The sequence below is a fragment of the Bacillus sp. TH19 genome (assembly GCF_016651075.1).
Lineage (GTDB): Bacteria > Bacillota > Bacilli > Bacillales > Bacillaceae_G > Bacillus_A > Bacillus_A mycoides.
In genome coordinates, this window is sequence record NZ_JAEKEO010000001.1 from 492,900 (window position 1) to 514,449 (window position 21,550).

Sequence of the window (21,550 nt, forward strand, 5' to 3'; positions counted from 1 at the left end):
GATGGGAGACGTTATAGATATATATGGATTATCACCTTTGCAAAAAGGAATATTGTTTCATACTTTATACGATCAAGATGATGAACATTCTTTTTCCTACATTGTACAAGTAGGCTTCTTGCTCGGGGGGCAATTGGATGTTGCTACTTTTGAAAAGGCTTGGGAATATGTTATTCATCGACATGAAGTTCTACGCTCAGTATTTGTGTGGGAGGAAGTAGAAAAACCTCTGCAAGCAGTTTACCAACGTCTTCCTTTTACTATTCATCAAGAGGATTGGAGTGCCCATTCGCATGAGGAGAGGGAGAAGAAATTACACCAGTTTTTGACTGTAGATCGTAGAAAAGGATTTTTATTGGATGAAGCACCGTTGATGAGAGTCACTGCGATTAAAGAAGCAGAAGAGGAAACGAGAATCATTTGGACACATCATCATATTTTGCTAGATGGGTGGAGTGTGTCATTGGTCTTTAGTGAAGTGATGGAAGTTTATCTCAAGATGATAAAGGGAGAAGTGTTGAATCTTCCTAAATCTCTTCCTTATAAAAAATATATCCAGTGGATAAATAAACAAGATCAAAGTCAAGCAGAGGAATTTTGGAAAGAAGAATTAAAGGGGTTTTATGCACCTACGCCATTAGCGATGGAAAGAAAGGATCAAGAACAGGAGAAGGGCTATGGAGAGTGTGTTTATCAGATATCTGAGGAACTCACTGAGAATTTACAAGAGTGGGTACGAAATAGTCGATTAACATTGAATACGTTAGTACAAGGCGCATGGGCCTATTTGATGAGTAGGTATAGCGGTGAAAGTGACATCGTATTTGGCATAACTAGCTCTGGACGTCCTACTGATTTGATAGGAGCAGAGAATATGGTAGGTCTATTTATTAACACATTACCTACTAGAATTCGATTAACGGATGATATATCAGTAGTAGATTGGCTTCGTAAAATACAGATGAAAGAAATGGAACGAAGACAATATGAGCATAATTCGTTGGTTGATATTCAAGGGTGGAGTGAGGTTCCGCGGAATAGTTCCTTATTTCATACCTTGTATGTGTTTGAAAATTATCCAATTCAAGGTAAGAGAAATGATGATTTAAGATTACTAGATGTTAAAAGCGCGGAACAAACAAATTATCCTTTAACACTCATTGTAATGCCCGGTAAGAAAATTACTTTAAAGTTGATGTATGATCGAAGCTATTTTAATGAAGAAACAATAAATCGGATTCAGGGTCACTTATTGCAAATATTAATTCAGATGACGAAGAGCTTAGATTCAAAACTCTTTGAAATTACTCATTTAACAGTGGAAGAGCAGACACAGTTACTAGAGGAATGGAATAATACTCAAGTAAAATATTCAGCTGAAGGCATGATTCATACGGTGTTTGAGGAGCAAGTCAAGAAAAATCCAGAAGCAATCGCAGCTATGTACGAAAATGAACAAATTACCTATAGAGAGTTGGATGAGCGTGCGAATCAGCTAGCACATTATTTACAAAAGCGTGGTGTAGGTTCAGAGTCTCTAGTCGGGGTATATATGGAACGTTCATTACAAATGATGATAGCGTTATTAGGTGTTCTAAAATCAGGAGGGGCGTATGTTCCACTTGATCCTACTTATCCAGAGAGTCGGCTTCGTTATATATTAGAGGATGCTGGAATCGAAGTACTAGTGACGGAAGAAAATTCAAAAGATTTATATATATCTGAAGATATTGAAACGATTTGTATGAATAAAGATTATACTGCAATTAAAAAAGAAGAATCAATCCCATGTATAAGTGGTGTAACAGGGAGAAGTTTAGCGTATGTTATGTATACTTCAGGATCTACAGGTAATCCAAAGGGAGTGATGATTGAGCATCATTCAGTAATCAATTACCTAGAATGGATGCAACATAAATATCCACTTTCTGAAAAGGATGTGGTCTTGCAGAAAACCCCATTCTCATTTGATGTATCTGTTTGGGAGTTATTTTGGGGTATTCACGTTGGAGCAAGTGTATCTTTCCTACCTCGAGGTGGAGAAAAAGATCCTTCTATTATAGCTGAAGTGATTAAAAAACATCAGGTTACTATAGTTCAATTTGTACCTTCGATGTTATCTGTTTTCTTAGATCACTTCAATCATATTGAATTGAACATGAATTGTTCGTCCGTACGCCATGTATTTTCTGGTGGAGAAGAACTAAGTTCAGGGTTAGTTAGACGATTTCAACAGAAATGGAATTATAGTGGACAAGTGAAATTAACCAACTTTTATGGACCAACTGAAGCCACTATTTATGTAAATGCATTTGATATTCAGCCTAATCAAGAATTTGTTTCTATTGGGCAGCCAATACAGAACACGCAATTATATGTATTAGACCAAAATCAACGCTTGCAATCAATAGGAATTGAGGGTGAGTTATATATTGGTGGTGCTGGTTTAGCACGTGGATACTTAAATCGTCCGAATCTTACTGCTGAAAAATTCGTTTCGCATCCATTTCGATTGGGGGAACGACTATATCGAACAGGAGATTCAGTAAGATATCTAACTGATGGAAATATAGAATTTATAGGTAGAATGGACCATCAAGTAAAAATGCGCGGTTTTAGGATTGAATTAGGAGAAATTGAAGCGACTTTAGAAAAATGTTCGTTTATTAAAGAGGCTGTCGTATTAGTTAGAGAAGACCGTCCAGGTGATCAACGATTGGTTGCATATGTAATAAGCGATGGAAATACCCAAGAGTGGAGAGAGTATTTACAAAAACAATTACCGAATCATATGATTCCAGCTCACTTTGTAGAGTTAGAACACTTCCCGCTTACTCCGAATGGGAAAATTGACCGAAAGGCCTTGCCAGCACCTGATGAGCAAGCTATTGGAGATTTAAATGTTCTACCTCGAACGCCATCGGAAGAGCTTATTGCCTCGGTTTGGGGTCAAGTGTTAGGGACAGAAAATATTGGTATTCAGGATTCCTTCTTTGAAAGTGGTGGGCACTCACTACTTGCTACTCAAATCGTCTCTCGATTGCAAGAATTGTTCCAAATCAAAATCCCATTACGTGAACTTTTCAAGCACGATACAGTGGAAGCATTAGCGAAACGAGTAGATCAGTTGCGCAAAGAAGATAAAAAACGAGAGGTTCCACCCCTTGTACCTATGACACGAGAAGAATCTATTCCACTTTCCTATGCGCAGAAACGTCTATGGTTTATTGAACAATTAATGCCAAATAGTGCGATGTACAATATTCATGCAGCGTGTCGCTTAACAGGTAAATGGTCAATTGAAGCATTGGAATCCGGATGGAATCAGTTGTTTGAGCGTCATGAATCATTACGAACGATAATTCTAAAACAAGAGGGTGAACCTTTTCAACAGGTTCAATCTCATGTATTCAGACATATCTCTCAAACGGATCTAACAGATCTCTCTTTAGAAGATAGGGAAAGAGAAATGAAACGGCTCATTCAAAACGAAGCGGAGGAACCATTTCATTTTGGACAAGGTCCTCTAATTCGAGCACGAATATTGAAAGTGGACAGGGAAGAAAGGGTTCTCCTTTGTACGATGCATCATATTATTTCAGATGGATGGTCAATGGGAATCTTACTTGAAGAATGGATGGCTTTTTATGAAGGAGCACTAAGCGGAAAACCGGTGGAATTGAAGGAGTTATCTATCCAATATGCAGACTTTGTCATGTGGCAGAAGGAATGGCAAAAAGAAGAGAATTTGGATCAGCACCTTCAATATTGGAAGGAAGAATTATCTGGGGAGCTACCGGTTTTACAATTACCGATGGATCGTCCTCGACCTGCGGTTCAAACCCACCGTGGTGCAAGTCAGTCCTTAACGGTGGCGAATTCCCTACAGGAAAAGCTCAAAGATTTAAGTCTGCAAGAAGGATGCACTTTATTTATGACATTGATGGCAGCGTATCAAAGCTTCCTTTCTCGTTATACAGGACAAGACGACATCTTGGTTGGAAGCCCAATTGCAAATCGAAATGTTAAAGAGATTGAGGGATTAATAGGTTTCTTTGCAAATACGTTGGTTTATCGAGCAGATTTCAGTGAAAATCCGACGTTCCAAGAACTTTTGTCGCAGGTACGAAAAAAAGCACTAAAAGCCTACGAGTATCAGGACATTCCATTTGAGAAAGTGGTGGAATCTGTAAAACCGGAACGGAATACAAGTCATTCACCGATATTTCAAACCATGTTTACTTTACAGAATACGAAACAAGCGTTTCCTCAGCTATCTGAAAGAAACATGGAACTCATGGAAAGTCATGCTTCTGTTGCGAAATTTGATTTGAGTTTATTTGCTTCTGAGACGGAAGAAGGATTATCGCTAACCTTTGAATACAATACTGATTTGTTTAATGATACAACCATTGAACGCATGGCAAGTCATTTTGAACATTGGTTAAATCAAATTGTCTCTCATCCAAAATATTTATTATCTGAACTGAATATGTTATCGAAAGCAGAATATAAGCAATTACTAGAGGAATGGAATGAATCAGGTGTTGTAGATATACAAGAAAGCACGATTCATACATTGTTTGAAGAACAAGTGAAAAAAACACCAGAAGCAATTGCAGTAGTGTGCGAAGATGAAGAACTAACATATCGAGAGTTGGACGAACGCTCGAATCAGCTGGCACATTATTTACAGAAAAATGGTGTTGCATGCGAATCATTGGTTGGGATTTGCGTTACACGTTCATCCGAGATGATTGTCGGCCTCTTAGGAATTATGAAGGCAGGAGGAGCATATGTCCCAATTGATCCAGCGTATCCGGAAAGTCGACTGCAATACATTTTAGAGGATGCTCAAATAAAGGTACTGGTGATACAGGAAAAGTTACAACAAAAAATGGTTATAACTAAATCCGTTGCCGTGATTTGTATTGATCGTGATCGAGAAGAAATAGAACAAGAAGTAACTACAGTGTGTACCAGTGAAGTGACGGGCGATAATTTAGCCTATATTATCTATACTTCAGGTTCCACTGGAAATCCAAAGGGGGTAATGATTGAGCACAGGAATACAGTAACAATGATTCATTGGGCGCATCACACATATTCGCAAAAGGAATTAGCGGGAGTATTAGCTTCAACTTCGCTATCCTTTGATCTATCCGTTTTTGAAGTGTTTGTTCCCTTAGCGATGGGTGGTAAGGTGATTGTCGCTGAAAATGCTCTACATCTAGACAAGTTGTCTACCAAGGGTGTGACTTTGGTCAATACTGTGCCATCGGCAGCGAAGGAACTGGTTCGCGCAAAAACAATTCCTTCTTCGGTAAAGGTGATGAATTTGGCTGGAGAACCATTACCATATTCACTCGTTCAAGATTTATACGAGAGAAGTACGATTGAGAAGGTGTACAACCTATATGGACCGTCCGAAGATACTACGTATTCCACATATATGGAATTAGAAAAGGGTGTCATGTATAGGGTACCACCAATTGGTAAACCAGTCTTCAATGCAGAAGTATATGTATTGAGTACTGAACAAAAAATGGTTCCAATTGGTGTAGTTGGTGAACTTTACATTGGTGGATCAGGATTAGCACGTGGATACTTAAACCGTCCTGACTTAACGCAAGATTGTTTTATACCGCATCCGTTTAAAGAAGGAGAGCGAGTATACCGGACTGGAGACCTAGTAAGGTATCTGCCAGATGGAAATTTGGAGTATCTTGGCCGAATCGATCATCAGGTAAAAATTCGTGGGTTCCGGATTGAACTAGGAGAAATTGAAGCGACATTGCTAAAGCATACATTAGTTAACGAAGTTCTTGTGATGGTGCGGGAAGATTATCTTGGTGATCCACGTTTGATTGCCTATGTTGTGGGAGATGGGGATGCTCATAAGTGGCGTGATTATCTCAAGGACCAGCTACCAAATTACATGATTCCAGCCTATTTTGTCGGATTGAATGCATTTCCACTCACTCCAAATGGAAAGATTGATAGGAAGGCCTTACCAGTACCAGAGAGACAGGAGATAGTGAGGGGGTATATTGCTCCCCGTACACCTACGGAAAAAACAATCGTTTCAATATGGCATCAAGTTTTAGGTGTAGAAAATATTGGAGTGCAGGATTCGTTTTTTGAAATAGGTGGGCATTCATTACTTGCTACACAAGCTGTTTCCAATCTTAAAGAGGCTTTTGGAATCGAGTTACCATTGCATGATCTATTTACGTTTCATACGGTGCAACAATTGGCAAAACAGATTGATCAATTGTTCTATAACAAAAATCAAGAAATACAGAATGATAGTAAGGAGAATGTAAGTCTTCAAGACTATATTCAAAAAGAAGCAGAAGTGAGTAGTGATGAAGAATTACTTGAACTACTTAAGCAATTAGAAGAGCTATCAGAGGAAGAAGCACAAGGAATATTCGAGAGTAATTTAGTTGAGGAAGGGGTAAAAAAATGAGAAGTGATTTACATGCAAAGCTGAGTTCACTTTCTCCTGAGAAAAGAGCTTGGCTTCAGAAGCAAATGCAAAAAAAGGAGAATAAAGAAGCACTTCCGTTGTCTTATGCACAACAACGTTTGTGGTTTATGGACAGATTTAACCCAAACAGTTCTTTATATAATATTCCAACGGTATGGCATCTAAAAGGAAATTGGATTCCTGAAGTATTAGAAAAGGGATTCAATCGACTCATTGAACGTCATGAATCATTACGAACCGTTTTTAAAGAAGTAGGAGAACAACCTGTACAACAAATTGTCGAATTCCTTCCTAGAGCATTACCTGTAAGGGATTACTCGCAACTTCCTCTAGAAGTAAAAGAAAAAGAGGTAGATAGTTTAATTGCGAGAGAAGCGCAAGAACCATTTGATTTAATGAATGGCCCTTTAATTCGTAATCAGCTTGTTCAATTAGGAAAGAATGAATGGTTATTACTATGTACGATGCATCATATTATTTCTGATGCTTGGTCCATCGGTATACTCATGAATGAATTACTTACTTTCTATGAAGAAGAAACGGGCGGGAATCCTGCTAAATTAAGTTCACTATCCATTCAATATGCAGACTTTGCGAAGTGGCAAAAGGAGTGGTTGCAAGGTGATGTGTTAAATCGTCAACTTACGTATTGGGAGGAAGAATTGTCTGGGGAGCTTCCTATATTACAACTGCCAGTGGACCGACCTCGACCGGTTACGCAAACTTACGCTGGGGATACGCATCACGTGATTTTTCCTTATAGATTACTCAATCAATTAAAGGATATAAGTCGACAAGAAGGATCTACCTTATTTATGACTTTAATGGCTGCATACCAGAGCTTTCTTGCTCGTTATACGGGGCAAAAAGATATTCTAGTCGGAAGTCCGATTGCAAATCGGAATCATAAGGGAGTAGAAGGATTAATCGGTTTCTTTGTTAATACGTTGGTTTACCGATCAGATTTGAGTGGCACCCCTACTTTTCGGGAGATTTTGAACCAAACAAAGAAAAAGGCGTTAAAAGCTTACGAATATCAAGATATACCATTTGAAAAAGTGGTAGAAGCTGTGCAACCTGAACGAAGTATGAGTCATTCTCCTATCTTTCAGACCATGTTTACACTACAGAATATAAAACAAGAACGACTAGATTTGTCTGGTAGAAGTATCGAAATGGTAGAAAGTAATATGTCTATTGTAAAATTTGATCTGAGTTTAACTGCCTACGAAGTGGAAGAAGGTCTATTTGTCTCATTTGAATACAACACGGATTTATTTGATAGTAGTACCGTTGCACGTATGGCAGGCCATTTTGAGAACTGGTTAAATGAAATCGCGTATCATCCAGATGAATCATATACAAAGCTGTCAATGTTATCGGACACAGAGCAGAAACAACTCCTAGAAGAATGGAATGATACTGACATAGTTTATGATCATGAGTGTATGATTCATGAGCTATTTGAGCAGCAAGTTGCACGTACACCTGATGCAGTGGCGGTAGTTTATGAGGGTGGAAAGCTAACGTATCAAGAACTCAATGAAAAATCGAATCAATTGGCACATTATCTACAAAAACGAGGTATAGGACCTGAATCATTGGTCGGTATATGTGTTGAACGTTCTCCTGAAATGATTATTGGTCTCTTTGGGATTTTGAAAGCAGGTGGGGCTTATGTCCCACTGGACCCAAGTTATCCCGAAAATCGCCTGAGATACATTTTAGAGAATTCACAAATTCAAGTGCTGTTAACAAAAGAGGCACTACAGGACTGGTTACCTAAAGATATTCAAGCAATTTGTTTAGACCGGGATCAAGTAATGATTTCTAAAGAGAGTAATTTGGCTCCGGTGAGTGGAGTAACAGCAAATAACTTAGCCTATATCATATACACTTCGGGTTCGACGGGAAATCCGAAGGGAGTAATGATTGAACATCATTCGGTTATCAACCGCCTACAGTGGATGCAGAAAAAGTATCCATTATCTGAGGAGGATACAATCCTACAAAAGACACCGTTTTCATTTGATGTTTCTGTCTGGGAATTATTTTGGTGGTCATTTGTAGGAGCGCGTGTTTGTTTGCTTCAACCAGGAGGAGAGAAAGATCCTGCGGTGATTGAGGAGTATATCGAACGATATCGTGTGACCACCATGCACTTTGTTCCGTCGATGTTATCTACTTTCTTGGATTATATGGAACAATATAATTCGAAAAGGGATGTATCGTCTTTAAATCAGGTTTTTACTAGTGGAGAAGCATTAAATACTGAACAGGTTCGCCGGTTTAAGGGGGTATTTTACGATGTTCAGCAAACAAAGTTAATTAACTTGTATGGCCCTACCGAAGCGACTGTGGATGTGACTTATTATGATTGTGATTTAGAAAAAGAACCTATGCTTATTCCAATTGGTCGTCCAATTGATAATACAGAGTTGTATGTGTTGGATCAATATCAACAGGTGGTACCGATTGGTGTGGCGGGGGAACTTTACCTTGGAGGAGTAGGCTTGGCACGTGGCTACTTCAATCGACCAGAGTTAACTACTGAACGTTTTATTCCGCATCCCTTTAAGGAAGGGGAACGATTATATCGAACGGGTGACCTGGTGAGATATATGAATGATCGTAACTTGGAGTATATTGGAAGAATAGATAACCAAGTCAAAATCAGAGGATTCCGAATTGAACTGGGAGAAATCGAAGCAGCTTTACATGATCACTCATCTTTAAAAGAAGCTGTCGTGTTGGTGAAGGAAGATCGACCAGGAGATAAGCAGTTAGTAGCTTATGTAGTGGGTGAAGGGGATACTGGAGAGTGGCGTGAATATCTGAAGAAGCAATTGCCAAATTATATGGTTCCGGCATACTTTTTCCAAGTTGAATCGATGCCACTCACTCCAAATGGTAAGGTGGATCGGAAAGCTTTACTGGAATTGGAGGCACAGTTCATAAGTGAAGATATTACTTCATCAAGAACACCAGTGGAGGAGCTCATCGTTTCTGTATGGAGTAAAGTATTAGGTATAAGAAATATTAGTGTTCAGGATTCTTTTTTTGAAATCGGTGGTCACTCGCTACTAGCTACTCAAGTAGTGTCACGCTTACAAGAAATCTTTCAAATCGAATTACCGGTACGCGAACTATTTGAGTATGCAACGGTGGAGTCACTGGCAAAGCGATTAGATCAGTTACGTAAAGGAGATAGAAAACGAGATATTCCGCCACTAATGCCGATGGAACGAGGGGAAACTATTCCACTATCTTATGCCCAACAGCGCTTATGGTTTATCGATCAATTTACACCTAATAGTGCACTTTACAATATGCCAATAGTATGCCGCCTTACAGGGAGTTGGCTACCTGAGGCATTGGAAACGGGATGGAATCAGCTAATAGAGCGTCATGAATCATTGCGGACGGTCTTTCATGAAGTGAACGGTCAACCCGTACAGCAAATTGAACCGTATGCTTTTCGATTAATTCCGAAAACGGATTTAACTATGCTTTCTCCAGAAGACCGAGAAGAAGAAGTTAAACGTTTGATTCAACAAGAAACAGAAATGCCATTTGATTTAGGCGAGGGTCCACTGATCAGGACAAGTATTTTGCAAGTGGGAGAGGAAGAATGGATTCTCCTTTGTACTCTACATCATATCATTTCAGATGGATGGTCAATGGGAGTCCTACTTGAAGAATGGATGGCATTCTATGAGAAAACTACGGATGGAAAGGTAGCAGAACTTGAACCATTACCGGTTCAGTATGCCGACTTCGCGCAGTGGCAAAAAGGATGGTTGAAGGCGGAAGTGCTTGATCAACAACTCCAATATTGGAAGGAAGAATTGTCTGGGGAGCTTCCTGTACTCCAACTTCCTATGGATCGCCCGCGTCCCGCAATACAAACTCATGACGGGTCGACATACACTCTGGTTCTGCCAAGCGCGCTACATGACAAATTGAACGAATTTAGTCGCCAAGAAGGGGCTACACTCTTCATGACGCTGTTGGCTGCATATCAAAGTTTTCTATCACGTTATACGGGACAAGAAGATATTCTGGTCGGAAGTCCAATTGCTAATCGAAATTATAGAGAAATTGAAGGACTTATTGGTTTCTTTGTCAACACGTTGGTTTATCGGGCTAATCTGAGTGGTAGACCGACATTTCAGGATGTTCTGTCTCAGGTTCGTCAAAAGGCATTGAAGGCGTATGAATATCAAGATATCCCTTTTGAAAAAATTGTAGAAGTTGTACAACCAGAGCGGAGTACAAGTCATTCGCCAATCTTCCAGACTATGTTCATCTTGCAAAATATGAAACAAGAGTTCCCGGTGTTATCTGGTAGAAGTATTGAAATGATAGAAAGCCATAGTCCAATCGCAAAGTTTGATTTAAGTGTAATGGTAGCTGAGACGGAAGAGGGAGTACGTTTTACTTTTGAATACAATAAGGATTTATTCAATGCCACAACTATTGAACGGATGGCAGGGCACTTTGAGAAATGGCTACACGAAGTTTCCCATTACCCGCAAAATCCGTTGCATAGTCTGAGCATGCTATCGGAACCTGAGCGTACTTTGTTATTAGAAACATGGAATGACACTGTAATGGAAATGCTCCCACAGGGTCTTATTTGCGACAGATTTGAGGAACAAGTAGCAAAGCGTTCTGAAGCGATTGCGGTAGTTGATCAAACAAAAGATTGGACTTACGGTGAACTGGATGCACAAGCAAATCAGTTGGCAAATGTTTTACAGCGAAAAGGAGTTGCTCCAGAGTCAGTCGTGGGAGTTTATCTTCCGAGGTCGGCTGAGCTCATGGTAAGTTTACTAGGCATATTAAAAGCTGGTGGAGCTTATGTCGTTTTAGATCCGTTGTATCCAAAATCAAGGTTAGAATACATGATTGAAGATGCAGGAATTCAATTTGTAGTGACGGCGGAAGGACAAGAAGGCCTTTTCGAACAGGTCGAAATGGTGAGGTTAGAAGAGTTAACAGTGGAAAGCGTAATCGCACCTACACGGCAGATAAATCCAGAGAACTTAGCTTACATTGTCTATACCTCTGGTTCTACAGGAAAGCCAAAGGGTGTCATGATTGAATATCGCTCATTAATGAATATGGTTTCTTGGCATCAAGAAGTTTATCGTATTACAGCAGAGGATCGTGCGACTCAGATTGCAGGGATTGCTTTTGATTCGGCTGTTCAGGAGATTTGGCCGTATCTAACTGCTGGTGCAGCACTCTACTTGTCAACAGAGGAACTGAGAATTAATCCAGAAGCACTAAGAGACTGGCTCATTGATTCGCGAATAACAGCTAGTTTTGCACCTACGCCTATTCTGGAAAGACTCTTGAAATTATCTTGGCCAGGTAAAACGGATCTTCGTTTTATCATTACCGGCGGGGATCAATTAACGCAGTATCCATCTAACGATATTCCTTTTGCGGTAATCAATCAGTATGGTCCATCGGAAAATACCGTTGTTACCACGGATTGTTATGTACCTGTAGGAGTGACAACAGGTACGCCATCGATTGGTCGACCGATTGCGAATACAGAAGTTTATGTGTTAGATTCTCATCTTCAGCTAGTACCAAGTGGTGTGATTGGAGATCTCTATATTGGAGGGAAAAGTCTTGCTCGTGGATATGCTAATCGTCCGGACCTTACAAAGGAAAAATTTATTTCGCATCCATTCAAGTCAGGAGAACGTCTCTATTACACCGGAGACAAAGCAAGTTATCTTTCTGATGGTGCTCTCCAGTTCCATGGTCGTATAGATGACCAAGTGAAAATTCGTGGTTTCCGGATTGAATTGGGAGAAATAGAAGCAGTCTTGCAGGCACATTCTTCTGTGAAAGAAGCGGTTGTATTGGTACGAGAGGATGATCCAGGCGACAAGAGATTAGTAGCTTATGTAGTTGGTGAAGGAAGTGTCCAAGAATGGCGAGAGCATCTACAAACACATTTACCAAATTATATGGTCCCAACAAACTTTATTGAGATGGAATTTTTACCACTTACACCGAATGGAAAACTTGATTTAAAGGCATTGCCAATACCTAGCAAATTATCTACGGAAAATACCGTTCACGCACGAACTCCGCTAGAGGAACTTATCGCTTCAGTGTGGAGTCAAGTGCTAGGAATAGAAAATATAGGTGTTCAGGATTCTTTCTTTGAACTTGGTGGTCATTCTCTACTTGCTACACAAGTGGTCTCACGCTTGCAAGAAGTCTTTCAAATCAAATTACCGGTACGTGAACTGTTCGAATATTCAACGGTCGAGGCACTGGCGAAGCGATTAGATCAATTACGTAAGGGAGGCAAAAAACGAGAAATTCCACCATTGATGCCGATGGAACGAGGAAATGCCATTCCACTTTCTTATGCTCAACAGCGCTTATGGTTTATCGATCAATTTACACCTAATAGTGCACTTTATAATATGCCGATGGTATGCCGTCTTACAGGAAATTGGTTACTAGAAGCATTGGAGTTGGGATGGAATCAGTTGATAGAGCGTCATGAATCATTGCGGACAGTATTTCATGAAGTGGACGGTCATCCTGTGCAGAAGATTCAATCGTATACTTTCCGTTCCCTTCCACAAATTGACTTAACTAAGATTTCTCCAGAAGAGAGAGAAAGAGAAGTGGAGCAATGGATTCAAACTGAAGTCGAATCCCCATTTGACTTAGAGCAAGGGCCATTGTTCCGTGGACAAATCGTGAAAATTTCAGAAGAAGAATGGGTTCTTCTGTGTAATATGCATCATATCATCTCGGATGGATGGTCGATGGAAATCTTGCTCCAAGAATGGATGGCATTTTATGAGGAGGCGATTGGTGAAAAACCAGCAGACCTTGCACCACTACCAGTTCAATATGCCGATTTTGCTCAGTGGCAAAGAGAATGGTTGATAGATGAAGTACTAAACCAACAGCTTGCATATTGGAAGGAAGAACTGTCTGGTGAGTTACCAGTCTTAATGTTGCCGATGGATCGTCCCCGTCCTCCGGTGCAAACCCACCATGGATTAACTCATAATGTGTTGTTGTCACGCTCATTACTGGATAAATTAAACGAACTTAGTCGTCAAGAAGGGGCCACGCTTTTCATGACCTTATTGGCATCGTATCAAAGTTTCCTTGCCCGTTATACAGGACAATCAGATATTCTTGTTGGAAGCCCAATTGCGAATCGAAATTATCGAGAAATTGAAGGGTTGATTGGTTTCTTTGTCAACACGTTGGTTTATCGAGCTGATTTAAGTGGCGCACCGGCATTTCAAGAGTTGTTGTCTCAAGTGCGGATAAAAGCATTGAAGGCATATGAGTACCAAGATGTTCCGTTTGAGAAAATTGTGGAGGTTATCCAACCTGAACGAAGTACAAGTTATTCTCCGATTTTCCAAACCATGTTTACTTTGCAAAATACGGGACAAGAGCTACCACAGCTACATGGACGAAGTATAGAAGTAATGGACAGCCACGCTTCAATCGCCAAATTTGATTTAAGTTTAACTGCCGCAGAAGTGGAAGAGGGCTTATTGCTTACTTTTGTTTATAGGACTGATTTATTTGACAGTTTAACTATTGAATCCATAGCCGAAAATTTTGGAAACTGGTTGAATTTAATCGTGGAACATCCTGATAAATCATTAGCTAAGTTGCCGATACTGTCAGGATTACAGCAAAAGCAGTTAGAAGAGTGGAATAATAATGCTGTAGCATATCCACAGGAATTTGGGATTCATCAGCTGTATGAAGAGCAAGTAAATCGTACACCTGACGCGGTGGCAGTGGTAGATGAAAAACAGCAGTTAACCTATCGAGAGCTGAATGAAAAAGCAAACCAATTGGCACATTATCTCCAGAAATGTGGGATTGGGAGCGAGTCATTGGTTGGTCTCTGCTTCCAGCGTTCAGTTGAGATGATTGTCGGTCTCATGGGGATCTTGAAAGCTGGGGCAGCCTATGTTCCATTGGATCCATCGTATCCAGAAAGTCGCCTACGATATATTCTGGAGGACACAGGGATTCAAGTATTGGTCACGAACGAAGCATTAGAAGGTTGGATAACTGAAGAAATCAAAACAGTTTGTTTGGATCGGGATAAAGCGATGATTTCGCGAGAAAGCACCCTTTCACCAATATGTGAAGTGACAGGAGAAAACTTGGCGTATGTAATCTATACTTCGGGATCAACAGGGAATCCGAAGGGAGTTATGGTAGAGCATCAAAATGTGATTCGTTTATTTAAATCGACGGAATGTTGGTATCAGTTTGATGAAAAAGATACTTGGACGCTTTTCCATTCTTATGCGTTTGACTTCTCGGTATGGGAGATTTGGGGGGCATTACTCCATGGCGGAAGATTGATTGTTGTTCCTTACTGGATTAGTCGATCGCCCAAGGATTTCTATCAACTGTTAGTAAAGGAAAAGGTTACGGTTCTTAATCAGACACCATCCGCATTTCGACAATTGATACAAGTGTGTGAACAAGAAGATGAGAAGAAAGACTTGCATCTGCGCTATGTCATATTTGGTGGGGAAGCACTCGATCCTACCAGCTTGGTACCATGGTTTCAAAGGTATGGAGAGCAGGAACCACAGTTAATTAATATGTATGGAATTACAGAAACTACCGTTCATGTTACGTATTATCCAATTACTCAAGATGATGTGCAGCATGCTTCAAGAAGTAATATAGGAAAACAGATTCCAGATTTAGAAGTGTATGTACTAGACGCTTGTCAACAACCTGTGCCTATTGGCGTAGCTGGCGAACTATATATTGGTGGAGCAGGACTTGCACGTGGATATTTAAACAGACCCGAATTGACTGCAGAGCGTTTCATTCCTCATCCATTCAGTAGTGACCCAGGAGCGCGATTATATCGGACAGGAGACTTAGCGAGATACTTACCTGATGGAAATCTGGATTATCTTGGGCGGATTGATCACCAGGTGAAAATCCGTGGTTTCCGAATTGAGCTCGGAGAAATTGAATCTGCTTTAAACGCACATGTCTCCATAAAAGAGGCTGTTGTAATTGTTCGAGAAGATCAGCCGGGTGATAAACGGTTGGTGGCATATGTCGTGGGTGACGGGAATGTAGGTGAGTGGAGAGATTATCTCAAGGCGGAACTACCAAGCCATATGGTTCCTTCAGGATTTGTGATGATGGAAGCCATTCCACTAACTGCTAACGGAAAAGTTGATCGTGAGGCCTTACCTGTACCAGAGGAGAGGAAAATCGAAAGTGAATGTGTTGCCACGCGGAATGGTAACGAAGAAACACTGGCCACCATTTGGAAGCAAGTATTAGGGATTAAAAAGGTGGGAATCCATGATAACTTCTTTGAAATTGGTGGAGACTCAATTCTCAGCATTCAGATTGTCTCTCGTGCGAAGCAAGCAGGTTTGCAATTGACGCCAAAGCAAATGTTTGAACACCAAACGATTGCCGAGTTGGCGCAAGTAGTCAATGAAGAACGGGGTGTACAAGCAGAGCAGGGAGTTGTAACTGGAGAACTGATCCTTACACCAATCCAGCAATGGTTTTTTGCACAAGATCATCCAAACCCACACCATTGGAATCAATCCATGTTTTTTAGAACAAAAGAGCGACTGGATATAGTAATACTGGAAAAATCTGCGAGTACCCTTCTAATCCATCATGATGCTTTGCGTTTAAGATATGAACGGTTACCGAATGGAGCTTGGAAACAGCGGAACGAAGGGATCGAAGAACAATCGACGCTGACCGTTATTTCATTAGACGAAGTGCCACAAGCAGAATGGCATCAAGTGATTCAAACGGAGATTGACACTGCACAAGCAAGCTTGCACTTACACGCAGGACCGCTAATGAGAATGGTGTATTTTGATGAAGGTGAGAAAAGAGCAGGCCGATTATTCTGGGTGATTCATCACTTAGCAGTGGATGGTGTTTCTTGGCGGATTTTACTGGAGGATCTGCAAACGGCGTATAATCAAGCGAGCAAGGATCAGATGATCCAATTACCTACAAAGAGTACATCCTTTAAAGCGTGGTCGGAGAAATTGCATCATTACGCTGAAGCTGGGATTGTGCAAGAAGTGCGTGATTACTGGGAGCAGCAATCCGAACAAGAAGTGGCTATGCTACCAGTGGATACCACCCTCGAAGTTCCAGCAAACACAGGAAACGAGGAGATTACCGTGGTGCTGGATGAGAAAGAGACCCGTACGTTATTGAAAGAGATTTCAAGCACTCATCGTGTCCAAATCAATGAAGTACTATTAACAGCATTGGTACAGGCTACGGCAGCATGGACAGGTCATCCGACGCTGACCGTGGATTTGGAGGGGCATGGTCGGGAAGAGATTATCGAAGACGTTGACCTATCTAGAACCGTGGGGTGGTTTACAAGTATTTATCCTGTTCACTTAAATATTACCGGTGCCGACACGCCAATTGCAGCATTAAAAGCAGTTAAAGAACAAGTGCGTAAAATTCCTAATAAGGGTGTTGACCATGGAATTTTGCGGTATCTGAACACAACAATGTGTGAGCAATGGGGGTCTCAACATACACCGTCTATTAGTTTTAACTATCTTGGACAATTTGACCAAATGTTTTCTGACGATGCAATACTTATTCCAGAGAACGGATTTAAGCGCTTAGATCATGCTTCTGGTTCCAAGCGATTGCATTTAATTGATGTAATTGGAATGGTAACGGATGGGAAGCTTCAGTTCACTTGGGTATACAATGTAGGACAATATGCGAAATCAACGATTCAAAGTATTGCAGAGAATATGCTCCATCAACTAAGTAAATTGATTCAATCTGCGGATGGAGAATCTGCACTGACCGTTTCAGATTTTGTGATGGCTAATCTTGACCAAGCCAGTTTGACAAAAGTATTAACCAAGATGAATCGTGGAAATAATTATCCGATTACCGATTTATATCCACTATCGCCTTTGCAAGAAGGAATGATTTTCCATGCATTGCATGACCAAGGGGAGGAACATGTAGCGCCGTATATAGTGCAATTAAGTTTCATGATTAGAGGAGAATTGGATATTGCTACTTTCGAACTGGCGTGGAAATCGATAATTCAGCGGCATGAAATTTTCCGCTCAGCTTTCCTTTGGAATGAAGTTGAGGAGCCTTTACAAGTGGTGTATGAGAGTGTTCCATTTAAGGTGAATGTAGAAGATTGGCGTACGCTGACTGCTGAAGAAAAAGAAGAGAAAAGAAAAGCCTTTTTGGCATTGGATCGAAAACAAGCCTTTCTTTTTGATAAAGCGCCATTGATGCGGGTGACTGTCATTCAAGAAGGTGAGGAAGAATATCGAATTGTTTGGACACATCACCATATTCTGTTGGATGGATGGAGCCTACCACTGGTCTTTAACGAATTGCTTACAGTGTACCAGAAGAGAATGAATGGAGAAGCCGTGCATTTACCTAATTCATCGCCATACAAGAAATATATTCAATGGCTAAGAGAACAGAATCAGGAGCAGGCGGAGCAATTCTGGAGAGAGAAACTTAAAGGTTTTACAGCTCCAACCCTGCTGGGCTTAGAAAGTAAAGAGCAAGAAAAAGGTTACACAGAGAAGGTAACTTATTTATCAGAAGAGCAAACCCAAGCGTTACAAAACTGGGCGAAGCGCAATAGGCTCACTTTGAATACAGTAATTCAAGGTGCGTGGGCGTATCTCATGAGCCGGTATAGTGGAGAAGATGAAATTGTCTATGGTGTAACTAGCTCAGGACGCCCTACGGAGATTATTGATGTTGAAAACATTGTAGGTCCTTTTATTACCACATCACCGACGCGAATTCAGTTGATAGATAATATAAAAATAATGGATTGGTTGCAGAAGATACAAGAGGAAGAGATAGAAAGAAGACAATATGAATATGCTTCTTTGACAGAGATTCAAGGATGGAGTGAAGTTCCTAGAGGAACCCCGCTGTTCCATAGCTTGTATGTGTTTGAAAACTACCCAGTGAAAGAGGAGTCCTCAGGAAATCTAGAAATTGGTGGGTTGGAAGGAGTAGAGCAAACTCATTATCCATTAGGATTGACAGTTGTCCCAGAAAGCCAGTTGTTGTTAAAGTTGAAGTATGATCGTAGCAAGTTTAATGGTCTCACTATTGAACGGATGCTGGGGCATTTAAGCCAGGTGTTAAAGCAAATGATCGAGAACGTTGATCAAACTCTGTCGGAGCTGGTGTATGTTACGGAAATAGAACAGAAACAACTACTGGAAGAATGGAATGATAATGCAGCAGCGTATCCACGTGAAAGTGTGATCCACAAACTTTTTGAAGATCAAGTGGATCGTACACCTGATGCGGTGGCAGTGGTGGATGAAAATCAGCGGTTGACGTATCGAGAGCTGAATGAGAAAGCAAACCAATTGGCCCATTATCTTCAGAAAATGGGGATTGGGACGGAGTCATTGGTCGGGCTTTGTTTCCAACGTTCAGTGGAGATGATTGTCGGTCTCATGGGAATCTTGAAAGCTGGATCAGCCTATGTTCCGCTGGATCCATCGTATCCAGAAAGTCACCTACGATATATTCTGGAGGACACAGGAATTCAAATATTGGTTACGAACGAAGTATCACAAGGTTGGATGCCTGAAGAAGTTGAAACAGTTTGTTTGGACCGAGATCAAGCAATGATTTCGCAAGAAAACACTCTTTCACCAATATGTAAAGTAACAGGAGAAAACTTGGCGTATGTTATCTACACTTCAGGTTCGACCGGGAATCCAAAAGGGGTTATGGTGCAGCATCATTCGGTATTAAATCTATCCTATGGTTTACAGAAAGAGGTTTTTTCACATCGGGCACATGATAACATGCGCGTTGGTCTAAATGCCTCAATCGCCTTTGATTCATCCGTTAAACAATTACAAATGCTTTTGTATGGTTCTAGTTTGTATATTATTTCAACAGAAGTTCGCAGTGATCCTCAACAGTTTATATCTTATATTCGGGAGAATAAGTTGGAAATGTTCGATATAACACCTTCACTACTCCAATTACTAATAGATGAGGGGTTGTTAGAAACAAACGATAGTGTTCATGTTCCAAGCAAGGTACTGGTCGGTGGAGAAGCGATTATGCCATCACTGTGGGAACAACTAGTAGAGAATGACCATATCCATTTTTATAATGTATATGGTCCTACGGAATGTACGGTTGATGCGACATGCTATCGTATCAAAAAAGATAGTAAGAGAGTAACCATTGGGCGTCCGTTGCCAAATGTTCAAGCCTATGTATTGGATGAGAAGTTGTTACCTGTTCCAGTTGGTGTAACGGGTGAACTTTATATCGGTGGAGCAGGCCTAGCGAGAGGATACTTGAATCGTCCAGAGTTAACGTTAGAACGTTTTATTCCACATCCATTTAATGAAGGAGAACGGTTATACCGGACGGGAGATCTAGTCCGTTATTTAGCTGATGGCCATTTGGATTATCTGGGAAGAATCGATAATCAAGTGAAAATTCGAGGATTCCGGATTGAGCTTGGAGAGATTGAAGCGAATTTAGAAAGTCATCCATCGGTGAAAGAGGCGGTAGTCTTGATAAGAGAGGACCAACCAGGAGATCAGAGATTGGCTGCCTATGTGGTGGGTAAAGGAAGTATGCATGAATGGCGTGAGCATCTCAAGAGGCAAGTACCGAATTATATGATTCCTGCACACTTTATTGAGGTTGATGCGATTCCCCTTACAACAAATGGGAAGGTTGATCGAAAGGCACTGAACAGCTTAACGATTCAAAGAGAAAGTACCTTTTCTACACCAATCATCCCACGGGATGAAATCGAGTATCAGCTGATTACAATCTGGCAGGATTTGCTACAGTTAGAAGATATCCATGTAAACGATGATTTCTTCAATATAGGAGGTCACTCTCTCCTTGTAATCAAATTGATTTCAAAGGTCAGAGAGAAATTTGGAAAAGAGATTAAGGTGCCCGCACTAATTAAGAATCCGACAGTGGAAGGAATCGCTTGTCTCATCCGTGAGAATCATCGTATGGAAGAATCATTATCGGTTCTGGTTCCATTACAAGAATCAGAGAAAAGACCTTTCTTCTGTGTTCACCCATTTATGGGTAATGTACTCTGTTACATTCAGCTAGCAAGGTTACTCAAGGATCACTGCTCATTTTATGGTCTACAGAATCCTCTCGTAGAGAAAGAAGGAATGAACGGGTTGATTTTATCGGAAGTAGTTCAACTCTACATCGAGGAAATGAAGCGGGCTCAGCCAGAGGGGCCGTATCGTCTGGGAGGATGGTCTCTGGGCGGTGCCATCGCCTATGAAATCGCAACTATGCTACGGAACCAGGGAGAAGAAGTTGAGGTGTTGGTACTATTGGATACCAAGGTGCCTTCAGAACGGGATTACAAGACAGAAGATGAAATGCTATCTTATATATTGGAGCATTTCATCAATATAGAGTTAGTGGATCAGGAAGAAGAGCTTGTTCATCAACAGGACATGCTTGTTGAGCAATTAATTGTGGAAGGAGTGCTCCCGCCTGATGCAAATCTTACGAATTTGAAGCAAATTATCAATGCTCACAGGAAATGTCTGAATTTAATGGCAGAGCATGATTTAACACCATATTTTGGGGAAGTCATTTACTTTAGTGCTGAGGAAGGTAAAGAATTGTTTACGGATTGGAAGCCTTTATTAAAAGGAAGAGTGAATATGTATTCGGTCCCTGGATCACACGAAGAAATAGTAGCTTCCCCCGCAGTTGAAAAGTTAGCTAAGTATCTACTAAATGAATTAGAAGGAATAAAAGAGACGTCCCTTTCACTAACGGAAAAGTAGAGAGCACAAAATAGGCAACTTTATAAACAAACATTGTTATTATTAAAGTTGTTATTTGTGAGTAGTAGTGTAAATAAAGAGAGCAGTCCAATAACTGCATATCAAGTGTAGGAGATTATGTATATATCAAGAGCATTACTTTTTAAGGGGCTAATGAAAAATTGCTTGATAGGGA

2 protein-coding genes are annotated in these 21,550 nt (G+C 40.6%); both read left to right on the plus strand.

The window, feature by feature from the left end; all coding sequences use genetic code 11:
- Position 1: 1 nt before the first annotated feature.
- Positions 2 to 6,472 (plus strand): non-ribosomal peptide synthetase, encoded by a 6,471-nt coding sequence (locus tag JFU54_RS02250; protein ID WP_201063608.1) that lies wholly within the window; start codon positions 2 to 4, stop codon positions 6,470 to 6,472.
- The gene (locus JFU54_RS02255; protein WP_201063610.1) at positions 6,469 to 21,375 is read left to right on the plus strand and encodes a non-ribosomal peptide synthetase; all 14,907 of its coding nucleotides are present in this window, start codon (positions 6,469 to 6,471) and stop codon (positions 21,373 to 21,375) included. Before JFU54_RS02250 ends, JFU54_RS02255 begins: the two co-directional genes overlap by 4 nt.
- The last annotated feature ends 175 nt before the right edge of the window (positions 21,376 to 21,550 follow it).